Source organism: Pseudomonas sp. PGPPP4 (genome assembly GCF_002256045.1).
GTDB classification, from domain to species: Bacteria; Pseudomonadota; Gammaproteobacteria; order Pseudomonadales; family Pseudomonadaceae; genus Chryseomonas; species Chryseomonas oryzihabitans.
Genome location: NZ_NKID01000002.1, coordinates 445,764 through 463,393 on the forward strand (window position 1 = coordinate 445,764; position 17,630 = coordinate 463,393).

General features: G+C 68.8%; 12 protein-coding genes and 1 pseudogene. 9 read left to right on the forward strand and 4 right to left on the reverse strand.

What is annotated here, in order from left to right; genetic code table 11:
• Positions 1 to 15: 15 nt before the first annotated feature.
• Positions 16 to 981, reverse strand: a complete 966-nt coding sequence (locus CFE50_RS04910; RefSeq protein WP_241809759.1) for an alpha/beta hydrolase — start codon at positions 979 to 981, stop codon at positions 16 to 18.
• A 277-nt stretch (positions 982 to 1,258) separates the two neighbouring features.
• Between CFE50_RS04910 and CFE50_RS04915 the strand changes: the two genes are divergently transcribed.
• Positions 1,259 to 2,251, forward strand: coding sequence for a helix-turn-helix transcriptional regulator (locus CFE50_RS04915; RefSeq protein WP_286731718.1), 993 nt, complete (start codon positions 1,259 to 1,261; stop codon positions 2,249 to 2,251).
• A gap of 107 nt (positions 2,252 to 2,358) precedes the next feature.
• Positions 2,359 to 3,273 (forward strand): SphA family protein, encoded by a 915-nt coding sequence (locus CFE50_RS04920; RefSeq protein WP_502694680.1) that lies wholly within the window; start codon positions 2,359 to 2,361, stop codon positions 3,271 to 3,273.
• Between the two features lie 4 nt (positions 3,274 to 3,277).
• On the opposite strand, the gene CFE50_RS04925 is transcribed toward CFE50_RS04920, so the two are convergent.
• Complete coding sequence (locus tag CFE50_RS04925) at positions 3,278 to 6,184, reverse strand: PAS domain-containing hybrid sensor histidine kinase/response regulator (protein WP_286731722.1); 2,907 nt, start codon at positions 6,182 to 6,184, stop codon at positions 3,278 to 3,280.
• Between the two features lie 394 nt (positions 6,185 to 6,578).
• On the opposite strand from CFE50_RS04925, the gene CFE50_RS04930 reads away from it, so the two are divergent.
• Positions 6,579 to 7,895 carry an APC family permease gene (locus CFE50_RS04930; RefSeq protein ID WP_286731724.1) on the forward strand — a complete coding sequence of 439 codons (1,317 nt, stop codon included), beginning with the start codon at positions 6,579 to 6,581 and terminating at the stop codon, positions 7,893 to 7,895.
• On the opposite strand, the gene CFE50_RS04935 is transcribed toward CFE50_RS04930, so the two are convergent.
• On the reverse strand, positions 7,892 to 10,975 hold the full coding sequence (locus CFE50_RS04935) for a hybrid sensor histidine kinase/response regulator (RefSeq protein WP_286731726.1): 3,084 nt from the start codon (positions 10,973 to 10,975) through the stop codon (positions 7,892 to 7,894). The two genes, CFE50_RS04930 and CFE50_RS04935, sit on opposite strands and share 4 nt — an antisense overlap.
• Positions 10,976 to 11,200: 225 nt before the next feature.
• Here CFE50_RS04935 and CFE50_RS22730 point away from each other — a divergent pair.
• The 3 genes and pseudogenes from CFE50_RS22730 to CFE50_RS04945 form a co-directional block, all read left to right on the forward strand.
• Positions 11,201 to 11,965: pseudogene (locus CFE50_RS22730) on the forward strand (MCP four helix bundle domain-containing protein); the annotation flags it as partial.
• Between the two features lie 66 nt (positions 11,966 to 12,031).
• Positions 12,032 to 12,820, forward strand: a complete 789-nt coding sequence (locus tag CFE50_RS22735; RefSeq protein ID WP_502694681.1) for a methyl-accepting chemotaxis protein — start codon at positions 12,032 to 12,034, stop codon at positions 12,818 to 12,820.
• A 154-nt stretch (positions 12,821 to 12,974) separates the two neighbouring features.
• On the forward strand, positions 12,975 to 13,283 hold the full coding sequence (locus tag CFE50_RS04945; protein WP_241809752.1) for a hypothetical protein: 309 nt from the start codon (positions 12,975 to 12,977) through the stop codon (positions 13,281 to 13,283).
• On the opposite strand, the gene CFE50_RS04950 is transcribed toward CFE50_RS04945, so the two are convergent.
• Complete coding sequence (locus tag CFE50_RS04950; protein ID WP_286731731.1) at positions 13,280 to 14,200, reverse strand: GGDEF domain-containing protein; 921 nt, start codon at positions 14,198 to 14,200, stop codon at positions 13,280 to 13,282. The genes CFE50_RS04945 and CFE50_RS04950 overlap by 4 nt on opposite strands.
• Before the next feature lie 270 nt (positions 14,201 to 14,470).
• Between CFE50_RS04950 and CFE50_RS04955 the strand changes: the two genes are divergently transcribed.
• From CFE50_RS04955 to CFE50_RS04965, 3 genes are all read left to right on the forward strand, one after another.
• A complete protein-coding gene (locus CFE50_RS04955) occupies positions 14,471 to 15,943 on the forward strand; it encodes an iron-containing redox enzyme family protein (protein ID WP_286731734.1) in 1,473 nt (490 codons plus the stop codon).
• A 71-nt stretch (positions 15,944 to 16,014) separates the two neighbouring features.
• Entirely contained in the window at positions 16,015 to 16,977 is a 963-nt protein-coding gene (locus CFE50_RS04960) for a methyltransferase (RefSeq protein WP_286731962.1), read from the forward strand.
• A 66-nt stretch (positions 16,978 to 17,043) separates the two neighbouring features.
• Positions 17,044 to 17,622 (forward strand): glutathione S-transferase family protein, encoded by a 579-nt coding sequence (locus CFE50_RS04965; protein WP_286731737.1) that lies wholly within the window; start codon positions 17,044 to 17,046, stop codon positions 17,620 to 17,622.
• The last annotated feature ends 8 nt before the right edge of the window (positions 17,623 to 17,630 follow it).

The following is a 17,630-nucleotide window of genomic DNA, read 5'->3' on the forward strand; positions in this document are numbered from 1 at the left end:
CCCGCGCGGGCGGCTTCAGGCCGCCTGCTGCAGATGCTCGCGCAGAAAGGCGTTCGTCCTTTCCAGGGTCCAGCGCACGCCTGGCAGCACCCCGAGCATCTCGATGAAGCCATGGATCATGCCCGGCAACTCGTGGTACTCCACGGCGTTGCCGGCGCCGATCAGCGCCTGGGCGTAGAGGCGGGCGTCATCGCGCAGGGCGTCGCATTCGGCGCCAAAGATCAGCGCCGGCGGCAGGTTGGCGTGGGAGGGGGCATAGAGGGGCGAGACGCGCGGATCGCGGGTATCCACGCCCTGCAGATACATCCCGGAGAAGTAATCCATCATCGGCCGGGTCAGCGGCGGGACCTCGGCGTTCTCGATCCGCGAGGGGTGATCCCAGGCGTCGGGCGTGTTGTCGACGCCAGGGTAGATCAGCACCTGGGCCTTGAGCCGGAGCGGTCCTTCGCGCAGGTGCAGGGCAGCCATGGCCGCCAGACCACCGCCGGCGCTGTCGCCGGCCACGGCGACGCGGTCGAGATCGAGATTCAGGGCGCTGCCGGCCTGGGCCAGCCAGTGCAGGGCGGCCAGCACATCGTCGGGGCTCGCTGGTGCCGGATGCTCGGGGGCGAGGGCATAGTGCACCGCCAGCACCGCGAAGCCGGTGCCCAGGGCGATCTGGCGGCAGAGCGAATCATGGCTGTCCAGGTCGCCGATCACCCAGCCACCGCCGTGCAGATAGACCACCAGCGGGCGCGGTTGATCGTCTTCCGCATAGGGGCGGTAGAGGCGCAGCGGGATGGGGCCGAGCGGACCGGGAGCGCTGAGTTCGTCCACCCGCGTCACCGGCGCCGGCGGCAGGCCAAGGGCGCGATTCAGCTGCACATAGGCGGCGCGCGCCTGCTCCGGAGTGAGGCTGTCCAGCGGCGGCTGCGGGTGGGCGGCCAGCTGCGCCAGCAGGCCGGCAACCTCGGGAGTGAGGCGCGCGAAGACGTCGGGCATGGGGCTTCTCCTGTGGTCCCGGGCGCCAGGATGGACGCCGGGTCGCCGCCAGCCTCGCCGTAGGCTTGCGGCGGGTCTATCGATCAGATGAACGATGGCGGCGGGCGTTGGACCTCGGCTAGCCCGCGGCCGTTGCGCGGACGCGCCCGTGACTGAGGGCGGCCTATCCTGCATCTGAACGATAGGCGCGCCGCTGCGGTACGGTAGACTCGGACCCAAGCCAGGCCCCGTCAGGGGGCCGGCATCCTACCCAGACAATCAAAACAATGGGGGTAGCATGGATCAGTCAGCCGTCGTTTCCTGCAGTGTGCCCAGCGACGTGGTCGCACGCTTCAGCCAGGTCGTCCTGGCGCTGCAAGCCCGCCTGCGGGGAGGGGCCATCACCGAATTCCATGCCCAGGCCCTGGCGCAGCTGCAGCGCCTGGTCGCCTTCGACAAGGCCTGGTGGGGCAACTCCGCCTGGCGCGACGGCGTCCCCGTGGCGCACAGCACCTTTCTGCTGGGGCTGCCCGGCCGCTATACCCGTGAATGGGATGCCCTCAAGGCCGACGACCGCACCCTCGGCGACCTGCATCGGGTGCAGGGCCGCTGCCAGGTGTTCGACTGCCGGGACGTGACGGCCTCGCCGAGCCTGGCCGCCCTAGGGCAGCGGTATGGCCTGGCCCACGGCCTGCGCATCGTGCTCACCGACGACCAGACCCGCCTGGGGGTGCACCTCACGCTGTTCCGCGACGATCCCGCCACCCCCTTCACCGCCCTGGAATGCCAACTGGTGGAATGGCTGATGCCGCACCTGCTGCATGCCGAGCGCGAGAGTTGCCTGCGCACCCTGGCGACCCTGAGAGACAGCCAGGGCAGCTTCGACGAACTGGCCCTGGCGGTGTGCGATCGCTATGGCGTGCTGCTGTCCATGGAGCCCGGCTTCGCCGCCCTCCTGGCGGGGGAGTGGGAGGGCTGGCAGGGCAATCGGCTGCCGCCCGCCTGCGATCCCCAGGGCACCTACCAGGGCCGTACCCTGCAGCTCGATGCCCAGCCGCTGGGCGATCTGCTGCTGCTCAAGGCGCGTCGGCGCAGTTCGGCGGAACGCCTCAGTGCCCGCGAACTGGAAGTGGCCCAGTGCTTCGCCCTCGGCCAGACCTACAAGGAAGTCGCCCGCAACCTGGGCATGGCGCCGGCCACGGTCCGCCATCACCTGAGGCGCATCTACGAGAAGCTCGGCGTCAACCGCAAGGCGCAGATCGCGCAACAGGTCGCCGCCGCGCCGGACTGATCTCCCCCTGATCCCCACGCCAAGACCGGGCGCCTCGCGCACCCGGTGAGGCCTCGCTCGCCCGCTCGAATGCCCTGAGGAATCCCGCCATGCCGTCTCTGCCCGGAATGCTGACCCGCGCCGCCGTCCTGTCACTCGCGGCCCTGGCCGCCACCAACCACGCCACCGAGAAGGGCATGCCGACCACCGCCGCCGGGGTGCAGGACTTCGGCGCCGGCTTCATGCCGCCGTCGACCCCGGTCGGTACGATCGGCATGCGCTTCAGCGATTACCAGGCCCGGGTGATCAAGGACAGCCATGGCCGGGACGACGGCAACGATTTCAACATCAACGTCCTGGCCATCGGCCTGGCCTACCTGCGCATGACCGATCAGCAGCTGTTCGGCGCGCGCTACGGCTTCGGCGCGGTCTCGGTGTTCTTTCGCATGGACGCCGACCTCGGTATCAACGCTGGCGGGCAGCGGGTGTTCAGCGACAGCGCCGAGCTGTTCCGCCCGGCCGACCTGCAGCTGATTCCGCTGATCCTCGCCTGGGAGCCGGCGCCCGGTGTGGGCATCAACACCCAGCTGTCGATCCAGGCGCCCACCGGCGACTACGACAAGAATCGCCTGGTCAGTCCCGGGACCAACCACTGGACGGTCTCGCCGATCTTCAATGCCAGCTACATCAGCCCCAGCGGACTGGAGCTGTCGTCCAGCTTCCAGGTCGACATCAATGCGCGCAACTCGGCCACCGACTACCGCAGCGGGGTGGAGTATCGCCACGAATTCGCCGTGGGCCAGCACGTCGGTCCCTGGACGGCGGGACTGGGCGGCTACTACTACCGCCAGCTCAGCGACGACGACGCCCCCGGTCTGACCCGTGGCAACCGCGCCCGGACCCTGGCCCTGGGTCCTGCGCTCAGCTACTTCGACCCTGCCTCGGGGCTGCCGGCCATCTGGCTGCACGCCTACAAGGAGTTCGAGACGCGCAACCGGGCGGAAGGCTATACGGTGGCGCTGAAAATCGGCGCCAGCTTCTAGCGGGCTAGCCGCCCATCATCTCGCGCACCCGCGCCGCCAGGGTGTCCACGGCGAAGGGCTTGGTCAGGATCTCCATGCCGGGATCCAGGTGGCCGTTGCCGATGGCGGCGTTCTCGGCATAGCCGGTGATGAACAGCGTCCGCAGCCCCGGGCGTGACTGGCGACCCGCATCGGCCATCTGCCGGCCGTTCATGCCCCCGGGCAGGCCGACGTCGGTGATCAGCAGATCCAGGTGCACATCGGACTGCAGGATCTTCAGGCCGGTGAGGCTGTCGGCGGCTTCGATCACCGCGTAGCCGAGGTCTTCGAGGATATCCACCACCAGCATCCGCACCGTCGGCTCGTCGTCGACGATGAGCACCGTCTCGCCCTGGGCGCTGCCGGCCATGTCCAAGCGCGTGGCCAGGTCTTCATCGGCCGGTGCCGCGCCCAGGTAACGCGGCAGGTAGATGCACAGGGTGGTGCCCTGGCCGACTTCGGAGTAGAGCCGCACCTGGCCGCCCGACTGGCGGGCGAAGCCATAGATCATCGACAGGCCAAGGCCAGTGCCCTGGCCGATGGGCTTGGTGGTGAAGAAGGGCTCGAACACCCGGGCCGCCACCTCCGGCGGGATGCCCACCCCGGTATCCGTCACGCACAGCGACAGGTACTGGCCTTCCAACAGGTCCTGGGCGCGGGCGGTCTCGCGGTCCATCCAGCGATTGGCGGTCTCGATGGTGATGCGGCCGCCGTCGGGCATGGCGTCGCGGGCATTGATGCAGAGATTGAGCAGGGAGTTTTCCAGCTGGCTGGGGTCGACCAGCGCCGGCCAGAGCCCCGTGGCGCCCACAGTCTCGACCTGGATGCCCGGGCCGACGGTGCGCTGGATGAGTTCGGTGAGGCCATCGATCAGCTGGTTGACGTCCACCGGTCGTGGCGCCAGGGTCTGACGCCGGGAAAAGGCCAGCAGCCGGTGGGTGAGGGCGGCGGCGCGCTTGGCCGCGCCCTGGGCGGCCACCAGGTAGCGATCGAGTTCGCGCAGCCGACCCTGGGCGATGCGCGTCTCCATCAGTTCCAGCGCGCCGGAGATACCGGCCAGCAGGTTGTTGAAGTCGTGGGCGAGGCCGCCGGTGAGCTGGCCGACGGCTTCCATCTTCTGCGCCTGGCGCAGCTTTTCCTCGGCCTGCATCAACTCGGCCGAGCGTTCGGCCACGCGCACCTCCAGGGTGTCGTTGAGGGTGCGCAGGGCGGCCAGGGCCTTGTCGCGCTCGGCCTCGATGGCGCGGCGCTCCTCGACGTCGATGAGCACGCCGGGAAAGCGCAGCGGCGTGCCGTCGGCGGCATGGTCGACCCGGCCGTTGGCCTCGATCCAGTAGTAGTGGCCGTCGGCCCGACGCACCCGGTACTGATGGGCGAAGGAGCCGGCCTGGGCGATCACCACCGCGATGGCCCGGGCGAGGCCCTCCTTGTCATCGGGATGGACGTTGGTGACCACCTGCGCCAGGCTCAGGCCCTCGCGGCCTAACTGCGGATCGAGACCGAAGACCGTGGCGAAGGCTTCGTCCACGGTGAATCTGTCGGTCGGCAGATCCCAGTGCCAGGTGCCGATGATGGCGCCGGCGGAAAGCGCCAGCTGCACCCGCTCGATGTTCTCCCGCGCCAGGGCCTCGCTGATGCGCAGCCGTTCCTCGGCGTTGCGCCGCTCGGTCACGTCGCTGAAGAGGATGGCGATCTGGCGCTCGTCCGGGTCGCCGACCCGCACGGCGCGCACGTCGAACCAGCGTTCGAAGGTGTTGGCGTAGTTCTCGAAGGTGGCCGGTTCGCCGGTCTTGGCCACATGGCCATAGGTGTCGAACCAGAACTGCTCCAGATTGGGGGCGAACTCGGTCACCCACTTGCCGCGCAGATTGACCCCGGCCTGGCGTTCGAAGGCCGGATTGGCCTCCAGGAAGCGGTAGTCGATGGGCTTGTCGTCGGCATCGAACTTGACCTGGACGATGGCGAAGGCCGAGCCGATGGTCTCGATGATGGCGCGAAAGCGCTCTTCGCTCTTGCGCAGGGCAGTTTCGGCCGTCTGCAGCTGGCTCATGTCCAGCAGGGCGCCGATCATCCGCAGCGGGCGGCCATAGCTGTCGCGGATCACCCGGCCGCGGTCGAACACCAGCGCATAGGAGCCGTCGGCCCGCTGGAAGCGGTATTCGTCGGTCCAGACCAGGCCGTCGCCGTCGATCACCGCGTGGATGGAGGTGCGGATGCGCAGGCGGTCGTCCGGATGGATCTGCTCCAGCCACCAGTCGGCGGTGGAGTCCTCCTGCCGCAGGACGTGGCCATAGGCGGTGTGCAGGGCCTCATTCCAGAGCACCTGGCCGGTGCTGAAATCCCAGTCCCAGATGGCATCGTTGGTGGCTTCGGCGACCAGCCGATAGCGCTCCTGGGTTTCCTTGAGCGCCAGGCCGGCCATATGTTCGACGGTGCGGTCGCGCAGGATCTTGACGAAGCCCAGCGGCTGGTCGTCGTCATCGGTCAGCGCCAGCATCTCGCCGGAGGCCCAGAAGCGCTGGCCGTCCTGGCGCAGATGCCAGCGTTCGTCGAGGGCGCTGCCGTCGCGCAACACCTTGGCCATCTCGTATTCGGCGCGGTAGTTGGCGCGGTCCTCGGGGGTGAAGAAGCGCGAGGCGTCCTGGCCGATCATGTCCGCGGCGGTCCAGCCCATCACCTGTTCGGCGCCCGGATTCCAGTCGGTAATGCGGCCCTCGCGGTCGCTGACCACGATGGCGACCTGGGTGGTGCTTTCCAGCACCGCGCGATTGCGCGCCTTGCCCAGGCAGGTGGCGTCCTCGTCCGGCAGGGTCTCCTGCAGGGCGGCACGCAGGCGCAGCACCTCGGCTTCGAGTTCGGCACGCGTCAGCGTGGCCAGGGGTCCCTCACTCATCTTGCTGGGCATCCTCGGGGGAAGAGATCTTCAGGGTCGTTCGACCGCAAAAAGTCGCAGAGTTTGGCAAGGGCCCGCAGGGGCGAAAAGGCCCTGCCGCTGATCGGCAAACCCGACGGATCGATGGCTTGCCGGTAGCCGGGCGAAACCGCTGCATGCCAGCGAAACGCTGCGCGCGCGCGGGCTCCCGGGCTAGACGAGGGCAAGCGCAGCGGTGGCTGACCGGCAGTTGGGGCTCAGGATCGCGCCACGCCCGCGCGCCTGCCCGTCCGGTCCGGGGGACGAACGGTCAGGGGCTGGAACCCGGTCGGCGCGCGGGCTCTCTACGGTTGCACGCGACGGGTTCGGCAAGGGCCCGCGTCCGTTTCTTCGACCGCTCCAGGAGCACCACGCCATGGCCACGGAATTTTCCCCCGCACCCACCACGCTCAAACGTGCCATCACCCTGCCCATGCTGCTGTTCTTCATTCTCGGCGACGTGCTGGGCGCGGGCGTCTATGCCCTGGCGGGGACCATCGCCGGGCGGGTCGGAGGCGCCATCTGGGCGCCGCTGCTGATCGCCTTGCTGTTCGCCCTGCTGACCGCCGCTTCCTATGCCGAGCTGGTCACCAAGTACCCCAGGGCAGGCGGCGCGGCGGTCTTTGCCGAACGTGCCTTCGGCCGACCCTGGCTGTCCTTTCTGGTGGGTTTCTCGATGCTGGCCGCCGGCGTCACCAGCGCTGCGGGGCTGGCGGTGGCCTTCGCCGGTGGCTATCTACAGGCGCTGGTGCCCTGGCCGGCCGGCTGGGTCTGCCTGGCCTTCCTGGTGCTCATCGGCCTGCTCAACGCCCGGGGCATCAGGGAATCGCTGTCGGTCAACCTGGTGATGACCCTGGTCGAATTGTCGGGCCTGGTGATCGTCATCGTGGCGGCGGCCTGGTTCGTCGCCCAGGGGCAGGGCGAGCCGGCGCGGCTGCTGGAGGTGGATGCGCCCTCGGCCACGGTGGCCATTCTCAGCGCCTCGCTGCTGGCCTTCTATTCCTTCGTCGGCTTCGAAACCTCGGCCAATCTGGCCGAAGAGGTGCGTGACGTCAGCCGCGTCTATCCGCGGGCGCTGTTTGGCGCCCTGGTCATCGCCGGCATCGTCTACATGCTGGTGGGGGCGGGCGCCGCCCTGGTGCTGCCGGTGGCGCAGCTCAAGGCCTCGGGCGCGCCGCTGATGGACGTCCTCGGTGCCTCGGGGCTGGGCGTACCGACCCGGCTGTTCGCCGTCATCGCCCTGATCGCGGTGGCCAATGGCGCGCTGCTGACCCTGATCATGGCCAGCCGGCTGGCCTACGGCATGGCCCGCCAGGGGCTGCTGCCGGCGGTACTCGGGCGGGTGCTGCCGCGGCGGCAGACCCCGGGGGTCGCCATCCTCGTCACCACCGCGGTGGCCATCGCCCTGACCTGTACCAGCGCCCTGGATGTGCTGGCCGAGACCGTGGTGCTCTTGCTCCTGGTGGTGTTCATCAGCACCAACCTGGCGGTGCTGGTGCTCAAGCGCGACCGGGTCGAACACGCGCATTTCCGCGTGCACTGGCTCTTTCCGGTGCTGGCCCTGGGTTCCTGCGCGCTGCTGCTGGCCCAGCAGGGTGCGGCGACCTGGTGGCGCGCCGGCCTGATGCTGCTGGTCGGCGTGGCGCTCTATGGGCTGACGCGATTGGCCGGTACGCGCCGGGTCACCGCCTAGGCGCCCACCAGTGCGTAGAGGGTCTGCATGTCGGCCGGCTTGGTCAGGTGATGATCGAAGCCCGCCGCCATGGCCTCGGCCTTGTCCTGGGCCTGGCCCCAGCCGGTCATGGCGATCAGCGTGACGGCCTGCCCGGCCGGGGTCTCGCGGATCGCCCGGGCCAGTTGGTGACCGGTCAGCCCCGGCATGCCGATGTCGGAGATGACGATGTCGGGGCCATAGCTGTGGAACAGTGTCAGCGCCGCCTGGCCGTCGTAGACGACCCGCACCTCGTGGCCATCCAGCTCCAGCAATTCGGCGATGGTGTCGGCGATGTCGGGGTTGTCGTCCGCCACCAGGATCCGCCGGGTGGCCGGCCGCGCCGGCGCCGCTGCGACGGGTTCCGGGGCGGCCGCCGGGGGCGCCACGGTCAGCGGCAGGCTCACGGTGAAGCGGCTGCCCTGACCCAGGCCGGCGCTGGTCGCGGTGATGTCGCCACCCTGCAACCGCGCCAGTTCGCGGGAGAGGGCCAGGCCGATCCCCAGGCCAGGCGAGCGTTCCGCCAGGCGTGGATCGATCTGGCCGAACATCTGGAACAGGTCGGTCAGGCGTTCGGGCGCGATGCCGATACCGTTGTCGGCGATCTCCACCCGCACCTCGTCGTCGGCCGCCCACACGGAGAGGGTGATGCGCCCACCCGCCGGCGTGTAACGGGCGGCGTTGCCCAGCAGGTTGATGAATATCTGCTCCAGACGCAGCGTATCGGCGTACAGCCAGAGCGGCGCCTCGGGCAACTGCAGCGTGAAGCTCTGGCCCTTGTCCTGCATCGGCGCCTGGGCCGCGTCGGCCGCCGCCTGGAGCACCGTCTGCAGGGTGACGAAGGCGTTGTGCAGGGTGATGCGCCCAAAGGTGATGCGCGAGATGTCCAGCAGGTCGTTGAGCAGGGCGCCCATGCGCTCCACCTGCCGCTCGATGGTCTGGCAACTGCGCTGCTGCTGTTCGGGCGAGACCTGGGGCGCGGCGATCAGCGCCGCCGCATGGCGGATGGGCGCCAGGGGATTGCGCAATTCATGGGCCAGCACGGCGAGGAATTCGTCCTTTTGCCGGTCGTTGTCGCGCAGTTGCTGTTCCTGGCGCTTGCGCTCGCTGATGTCGAGAAACCAGACCGCCACGTTGCCGTCGAAGGGCGTGGCGCTGATCTGCAGCCAGCGCCTGGCGCCACTGGCGTCGGCGCCCTGCACTTCGACGGACCAGGCCTCGTCGGCCTGGTGCTCACCACAGGCCTGCAGGATGCGCGGACCGGCCCAGGGCAGGCTGGGAGGCTCGCCGCTGCCGTCGTGGCCCAGGGTGGCGGCGCCGATGGGGTTGAGATAGTCCCAGACGAAGCCGCCTTCGGCCTTGGGCACGGCGATGCCAAAGGACACCTGCGAGCTTTCCAGCGCCACCCGCAGACGGCGTTGCGAGCGTAGTGCGGCCTCCTGGATCCGGGCGCGATCGATCACCAGCACCGCCTTGGAGGCGCACAGATCGGCCAGGCGCTGCTGGCGCGGCGTGGGTTCCCCGGCCTCCGGCAGGTGCACGGTGAGGGCGCCGAGGGTGCCGTGCAGGGTGCTGCGCAAGGGCACCGCATGCAGAGCGGCGAAGCCCAGGCGGTGGCCGAGCCTGGCCAGGGCGGCGAACTCGGGAGCGGTCGCCAGCTCCGGTACCACCACGCGGGTACCGCTGCGCAGGGCGGCGGCACAGGCGCTGTCCTCGGTCCGCAGGGCGGCCAGCTGCGCCTGCTCCTCGGCCGCGAAGCCGGGCGCGAAATACAGCTGCGCCGGCTTGCCGTCTTCCAGCAGCGAGACGCAGCCCTTGGCGGTCTGATGAAAGCGGCAGAGCACCTCGACGATCTCCTCCAGCTGTTGCGACAGCGAGGGCAATTGCAGCAGGCGATGATTGAGCCGCTGCAGGACCTCCAGATCGGCGACCTGCAGCTGCAACTGTTCCTGACTCAGCTGCAGGCCCCGCAGGTAGTCGTCACGCTCCTCTTCCAGCAGCCGGCGGGCGTCGGCGGCGGCCTGCAAGGCTTCGCCGACTTGGCGGATCTCCAGGACGTCACTGTCCGGCAGCACGGGTGGCTGGCGCTGGCCCAGGGCCTGGGCGGCGGCCTGCAGCGCCTGTACCGGCTGGCTGATCCGCCGCGACAGCAGCAGGGCCACCGCCCAGGCGAAGACCACCGACAGCACCAGGCCACCGCCATAGAGGGCGAAGGAGCGATTGGCGGCCGCGGTTACCTCCTCGGTAGGGATAGCCGTGGTCACCGCCCACCCCGACTCGGGCAGGCGGACGAAGGCGGTGTAGACATCCTGGCCTTCACGGGTTTGGGCGAGACCGACGCCCTCGTCGCCGGGCTGTGCCAGCAGCCTGGCCAGGCCCGGTGTGGCGCCCTGGCCGAGGGTCTCGTCGTGCAGGCTGGTCCGGGCGATGCGCAGGCCGTGGCGATCGAACACCGAGCCAACCCAGTTTTTGGGCAGGCTCCGGGTCATGCGGGCAACGCGGATGCTCTCAGGGGTCATCACGGCGGTCAGCACGAAGTCCAGCTGGCCGCGGCGCTGCACCGGCACCCGCACCGGAAAGGCCAGCTGGCCGGAGGGCCCCTTGCCCAGCTGGCCAATGACCGGGCGGCGCTGGGCGACGACCTCGGCGAAGCTTTCCGGCTCGGCCAGCGGCCCCGCGGGCTGCCGGTTGTGCGTCGAGATGCGGCGGACCACCTGGCCATCCGGCGTGGCGAGCAGTACCGTGCGCCACCCCGGCACCAGCGGCAGGACCCGCTCGACCAGGGTGGCGAAGCCTTCCAGGTCGCCCGCCGCCAGCAGGGGCGACTCCGCCAGGGCCTGGAGGATGGTCACTGAGCGGTGCAATTCGCTCTCGATGGTGGTGGCGGCCTGGCGGCTGGATTCCAGCGCCCGCTGTTCGGCTTCGTGCTGCTGGTGATGGACGAGCAGCCACAGCCCCAGGCCGGCGACCAGTGCCAGGGGCACGATCCCGGCGAAGGCGATGGCCAGCAGACGGTTGCGCAGGGGGACCAGGTGCGCCGGGCGGGGCTTGGTGGACGGCATAGGGATTTCGATGGTGGAAAAGGCTCAGTCTAGCCTGAGTTCGAGTGGCTCTTTGCCAGGACCATGATCAGGTCGTCGCCTCGGCGTATGGCGCTGGAGGCCGCGTCAGCTTTAGCCTGAGCCTTAGGGTGGCACGCCACTGATCGCCGATGGGTGGCTATTCAGCCAGAGGTGTTCAGCGCCGACCAAAGGGGTGAATACGCCTTTTCTGCCCGGAGTCATTCCATGCGTACCCTGAAACTGTCGGCCCGCTCGGCCGTGTGTTTTGCCGCCGTCACCCTGTTGCTGCTGGTGCTGGCGGTTACCTCGGCCGTGGGCCTCAACGCCTTGTACAAAGCCGAACAGGATGTCGAGACCAACTGGATGGCCAGCATCGCCCAGACGGCTAAGATGGATAGCCTGGTGCTGAGACTGCGCCTGGAGACGTTGCGCATGGTGGCCTCGGAAGAGGAGCAGATGAAGCAGACCTCCGCGGCGACCATCGCCCAGGCCCGCGGCCAACTGCAAAAGGAGGCGGCGGCGTACCAGGCGCTTGTCGCTTCGCCTGAAGAGCAGCGCCTGGCCGATGCCGTGTCCGCCGGTATCAAGGCGTACGATGCGCGCCTCGACGAGATCGTGGCTATCGCCCGGACCCGTCCGGCCAGCGAGGGAACCGCCTACATCAATGCCAACATCCGTCCCCTCACCAACGACCTGCAAGAGAGGATCGTCGCCCTGGCCACGTTCAACGAGCGTGGCGCCAAGCAGGCAGGTGAGCTGGCCAGCCAGACCTACAGCCGTAACCTTTGGCTGCTCGGGGTGATCTCCGCCGTGGCCGTGCTGCTCACCGTGGTGCTGGCCGTGCTCTACACCCGCAGCGTCCTGCAGCCGCTGCGCCAGGTGCTGGCCATCAACCGTCGTATCGCCGACGGCGATCTGCGGGTGTCGGCCGTGGCAGAGGGTCGCGATGAGATGGCCGACCTGATGCGCGCCACGGTGCAGATGCAGCAGACGCTGCGCGACACCGTCAGCCACATCGGCGAAGCCTCGACCCAGCTGGCGTCCGCTGCCGAAGAGATGAATGCCGTGACCGAGGAAGCCAGCCGTGGCCTGCAGCGCCAGAACAGTGAGGTGGAGCAGGCTGCCGCGGCCGTTAACGAGATGACCGCCGCCGTGGAGGAGGTGGCGCGTAACGCCGCCTCCGCCTCGACCTCGGCGCAGCAATCCGAGCGCTCGACCGGCCTGGGCACGGCTCGCGTCACCGAGACCGTCAATGCCATCCATTCGCTGACCGACACCGTGTCCCACACCAGCGAGCAGATCGTCGCTCTGGCCGGACAGGCGCAAGGCATCGCCACCGTGGTCGATGTGATCCGCGGCATCGCCGAGCAGACCAATCTGCTGGCGCTGAACGCCGCCATCGAAGCCGCCCGGGCCGGTGAACAGGGTCGTGGCTTCGCCGTGGTCGCCGACGAGGTGCGGGCCCTGGCCCACCGAACCCAGGAATCCACCCGCGAGATCGAGCAGATGATCGGCGGCATCCAGAGCGGTTCGGAAGGCGCCGTCCAGGCCATGCAACGCAGCCGCGACGAGGCCACCGCCACCCTGAAGATCGCCCACGAAGCCGGCGCCGCCCTGGCGGAGATCGCCCGCTCCATCACCGAGATCAACGAGCGCAATTTCCTCATCGCCACGGCGTCCGAAGAGCAGGCCCAGGTCGCCCGGTCGGTGGACCAGAATCTGGTCAGCATCCGCGACCTGTCGATCCAGACCTCGGCCGGGGCCCACCAGACCGCCGCCGCGGCCCATGAGGTCTCGCGCCTGGCGGTGGACATGAATCGCCTGGTCGGTCGCTTCTCGGTCTGATCCAGCTGAACGCCTGGAAAGGCCCTGCCGAGAGCCCCTCGGCAGGGCCTTTTCGTTGCCTGCCCACCGGCAGGCAGGCATGGCAGGACCCACGGCCGGGAACCGGTCCGGGGTGCCGAGGGGTCTGCAGCGAAAGATCCCAGGAGAGACGGCCATGTACCTCGTCCAGTTGCTGCTACCCCTGAACGACAACGACGGCCAGCGCCTGCCCGGGGCGCTGTTCCGGGAGGTCCGTGAGGAACTGGTGGCGCGCTTCGGCGGGCTGACCGCCTTCAGCCGGGCGCCGGTGGAGGGCCTTTGCCAAGGCGAGGCGGAGCGCGTCGAGGATGACGAGTTGCTGGTCTACGAGGTCATGACCGAGGCCCTGGACAGGGCCTGGTGGGCGGACTATCGGCGCCGGCTGGAAACGGCCTTTCGCCAGCGCGAAATCCTGATCCGCGCCCAGCCGACCGAACGGCTCTAGGCCTCGGCCAGCACCACCCGCGCCCGGCCGGCGCGCTTGGCCTGGTACAGGGCGCCGTCGGCGCGGCGGATCAGTTCATGGACATTCAGGCGGCCATCGGTGCAATGGGCGATGCCGATGGAGGAGGTGGTCTCGAGGCTGATGCCCTGCAGCTGCCAGGGTTGCTGCAGGGCGCTGCACAGGCGCTCGGCCAGGACCAGGGCCGCCGCGGCGGAGGTCTCGCGCAGGAAGACGATGAATTCGTCGCCGCCGATCCGGCCGAGCAGATCCCCGGCCCGCAGGCAGGCGCTGACCCGAGCGACGAAGGCCACCAGCAGCAGATCGCCGAATTCGTGGCCGAATTCGTCGTTGATCGCCTTGAAGCGGTCGAGATCCAGATAGAACAGGGCGCAGGGCAGGTGGCCGGCAGCGCCAGCCCGGTAGTGGGCGATCTGATCGAGGATGCTGCGGCGGTTGGCGATGCCGGTCAGGGCATCCAGGTAGGCCAGCGAGCGGAAGCGCCTTTCGCTTTCCTGCAGGGCGGTCTCGGCCAGTTTGCGCTCGGTGACGTTGCGGCTGACGATGGTCAGCAGCCGCCGTCCATCCCGGGCATCGAAGTGCGGGGTCTTGACCACTTCCCAGGTATTGATGCGGCCGTCCGGGCCCATGAAGGACTTTTCGATCTGGGTGGGCGCGCCGTTCTGCCAGGCCTGTTCGTCGGTCTCGATGTTGTAGCGAAAGGCCTCGGCATGGGCCGGAAACCGCTCGATCAACTCGACATCGGTGATGCCCACGTAGTCGAAGCCGACCATGGCATAGGCTTCGAGCACGATGCGATTGACGAACAGCCAGCGCCCCTGGCCGTCCTTGGCGACGATGAATTCCTGGATCGAATCGAGGAGGGTGCGCAGATCGACGTCGGAATCGGCGGGGGACATGGGCAGGGCCTGGCGGTCGTATGGATTTCCAGGCTATCGGCCTGCCAGGGTGGGAAATGAGGTCTCTCGTCAGTTCACCCGTCGCTTGGCTTGCCGAGCGGCAACGGGCGCAGCGGCGCGGATCGGCCGCCGACGAATGGCAGCGGCCGCAGGCCTGCGCCTTTGACGGCCACAAGCGAGGCGGCGCAGTCCTGGCGTGGGCTTGGCCAGGAACCAAGGCCTTACCCATGGGCCGAACGAGGTATTCATCAGCTGCCAGATGTGCCCCTCATGCAGACCACGACAAGAGCCGTTACCGGCCAGCGCACCGCCTCGAACCCGGTCACTCTCGAACCCGCCAAGGCGCTTTACCAGGCGTTGCTGGTAGACCACCCGGGTGTCCAGGCGCAGGAGCGGGCCCGTCTCTTTCTCGACGACCAGCTGCAGGCGGTAGCCGGTATGAGCGCCGACCTGCCGGAAGACTCCGACGGCCTGGAGGCCTGGGTGCTGGAGAACAACGCCCGGGTCGGCGCCCAGTACCGCGACTACCTGGCCGCGCGCAAGGCCGGGGCGCCGCGCCGCTATTTCGGCAGCAAGGCCCATGCACTCTATTTCCTGCGCGGCGTGGCGCCGACCAAACTGGTGGATGGCGCCTGGCTCTATGGCACCCTGGCCCACTGGGACGACCTGCGCTATCGCGCCGCCATCCAGATCTACCTCGAAGAACTGGGCGACGGCCAACCGGACAAGAATCACGTGGTGCTCTATCGCAAGCTGCTGGCCAGCCACGGCTGCGAGGACTTCGCCGAGCTGAGCGACGACCACTATGTGCAGGGCGCCATCCAGCTGGCCCTGGCCCATAACGCCGATCACTACCTGCCCGAGGTGCTGGGTTTCAACCTGGGCTACGAGCAGTTGCCGCTGCACCTGTTGATCACCTCCTACGAGCTCAACGAACTGGGCATCGACCCCTATTACTTCACCCTGCACGTGACCGTCGACAATGCCGGCACCGGCCATGCGCGCAAGGCCCTGCAGGCGGTGCACGACGCCATGCCCGCCGACGGCCGCGCGGCCTTCTACCAGCGCGTGGTCCAGGGCTATCTGCTCAATGAATTGGGCGCCAGCACCACCTCGGTGATCGCCGGCTTCGACCTCGAGCAGGCGGTGATCGAGGTGCTGGCGGAAAAGAGCAGCGTCGGCCGCTATGTGCATTCCGACTACTGCCGCATCGGCGGACGCAGCGTCAGCGACTGGCTATACGATCTGGCGCAGATTCCCGACTTCCTCGCGGTGATGCAGGAGCAGGGCTGGATCAAGCGCCATGAGGATCCCACCAACAGCCGCTTCTGGCGGCTGATCCAGGGCGAACGCGCGGAGATGTTCGGCGTCTTCACCGCCTACGAGCAGCAACTGATCCACGACTGGATCGCCGGCGACTTCGTGCACAACGGCGCCCGCAAGCAGGCCACCGGCGAGCGGGTGGCCGTGCTGCCGCGCCGCGAGGTGAGCTTTCGCGCCCGCCAGCGCCAGCAGGAACGCCTGTGCCCGGCGCTGGAAGCGGAGCAGGGCGGGGCGGCCAATGCGAGCAGGGCCCAGGCCAGCGATTTCGACAGCGAGGAGGCCGCACTGGAGCAACGGCTAGCGAGCCAACCCAGTCGCGCCGCCGCCATGGCGCTGCTGGTCGAACAGCTGTCGCCGGCGCGCCATCACAGCCGCGCCGGCCTATTGGCGACGCGGCTGTTCGTCTCGCTGTTGGGCTGACGCCCAGGCCAGGACCCCCGAGGGTCCTTTTTTCATCTTGATTGCCACCTAAGGACCTGCCCGTGACGGCCATGGAACATCCCGAACACCCCGCGACGACCCCGGACCCGACCAAGGCATTGGAGCTGCTGGTCGAGACGCTGCGTGCCGCCGACTATCACTTCATCACCCCGACCCCGGCCTCTCACGCCCGGGTCAATGCCCGACCTGGCAATGCCTGGGCGCGGGATCTGCAAGGCGTCTTCGGCTGGAGCCGGCCGTTTTCCCGCGAGGTGCTGCCGGAGCCCCTCATCGACGCCCTGGCCGCGGCCGAGCTGCTGACCCCGGTGCCCGGCGGCTGGCGCAGCCGGGTGCGAGTATCCAGCCTGGGCCACCAGCTGTTCGTGCATTCCGCCTATCCCACCGAAGAAGCCGACGCGGTGTTCTTCGGCCCCGATACCTATCGCTATGCCAATGCCCTGGAAGCCCAGTTGTGCTTCGAGACCGGCACCATCCGCCGTGCGGTGGACATCGGCAGTGGCGCCGGTCCCGGTGCCATCCTGGTCGCCCTGGCGCGGCCCGATGCGGAGGTGCTGGCGGTGGACATCAATCAGCGCGCCCTGGCGCTGACCCGGGTCAATGCCGCGTTGGCCGGGGCCGACAATCTGCAGGCGTGCTACAGCAACCTGCTCAAGGACGTGGACGGTGACTTCGACTTCATCCTGTCCAACCCGCCCTATCTGGTCGACCCGGGCGAGCGCGCCTATCGCCATGGCGGCGGCCTGCTGGGCGCCGGCCTGTCGCTGGCCATTCTCGACACGGCCCTGGAGCGCCTGGCTCCGGGCGGCACCCTGCTGCTCTACACCGGCGTCGCCATGGTCGAGGGGCGCGATCCTTTCCTGGAGGAAGTCCGCACCCGCCTGACCGGCCAGGACGTGGCCTGGCGCTATCGCGAACTGGACCCGGATGTCTTCGGTGAAGAACTGGAGAGCGGCGTCTATGCCCATACCGATCGCATCGCCGCCGTGGTCCTTACGGTGACCCGACCGCACTGAGGGCGTACGCCAGCGGCTACACTGGCGGGCACGTCTTTACTGCCCACCCGTGTCCCGGAGTCCGCCATGCAACTGCTGCTGAACCAGACCTCGCCCTATGCCCGCGCCGCGCGCGTCACCGCCCTCGAAGCCGGCTTCGGCGCGCGACTGACGCTGGTGTGGAGCGATCCCTGGAACGACGATTCGACCCTGCTGGCGGCCAATCCGGCCAACAAGGTCCCGGTGCTGATCACCGACGAGGGCATTGCCCTCAGTGAGACCCTGCTGATCTGTGTCCACCTGCACCAGTTGGGTGAGGGCAGTCCGCTCGCGGCCGAGCGCCTGCAACTGGCCGGCCTGGGCCAGGGCCTGATCGACGCCGCCTTCGGCACGGTGATCGCCCGCAAGCTTGGCGGTGCGGCTCAGGATGACTCGGTGCTGGGCGCGCGCCGGCTGGCGGCCATCGACCGGCTGCTGGCGCGCTTGGCGGAGACGTCCACGCTGGAGGCACAGGACCTGGATTTCAGCCACTACCTGGTGGCCGTCGGCCTGGACTACCTGAGCTTTCGCCTGCCGGAGATCGACTGGTCCGGGCACCGGCGGTTGGTGGCCTTCTACCAGCGGCTCACCGCACGTCCGAGCTTTGGCGCGACGACCTTCCAATAATGCAGGAA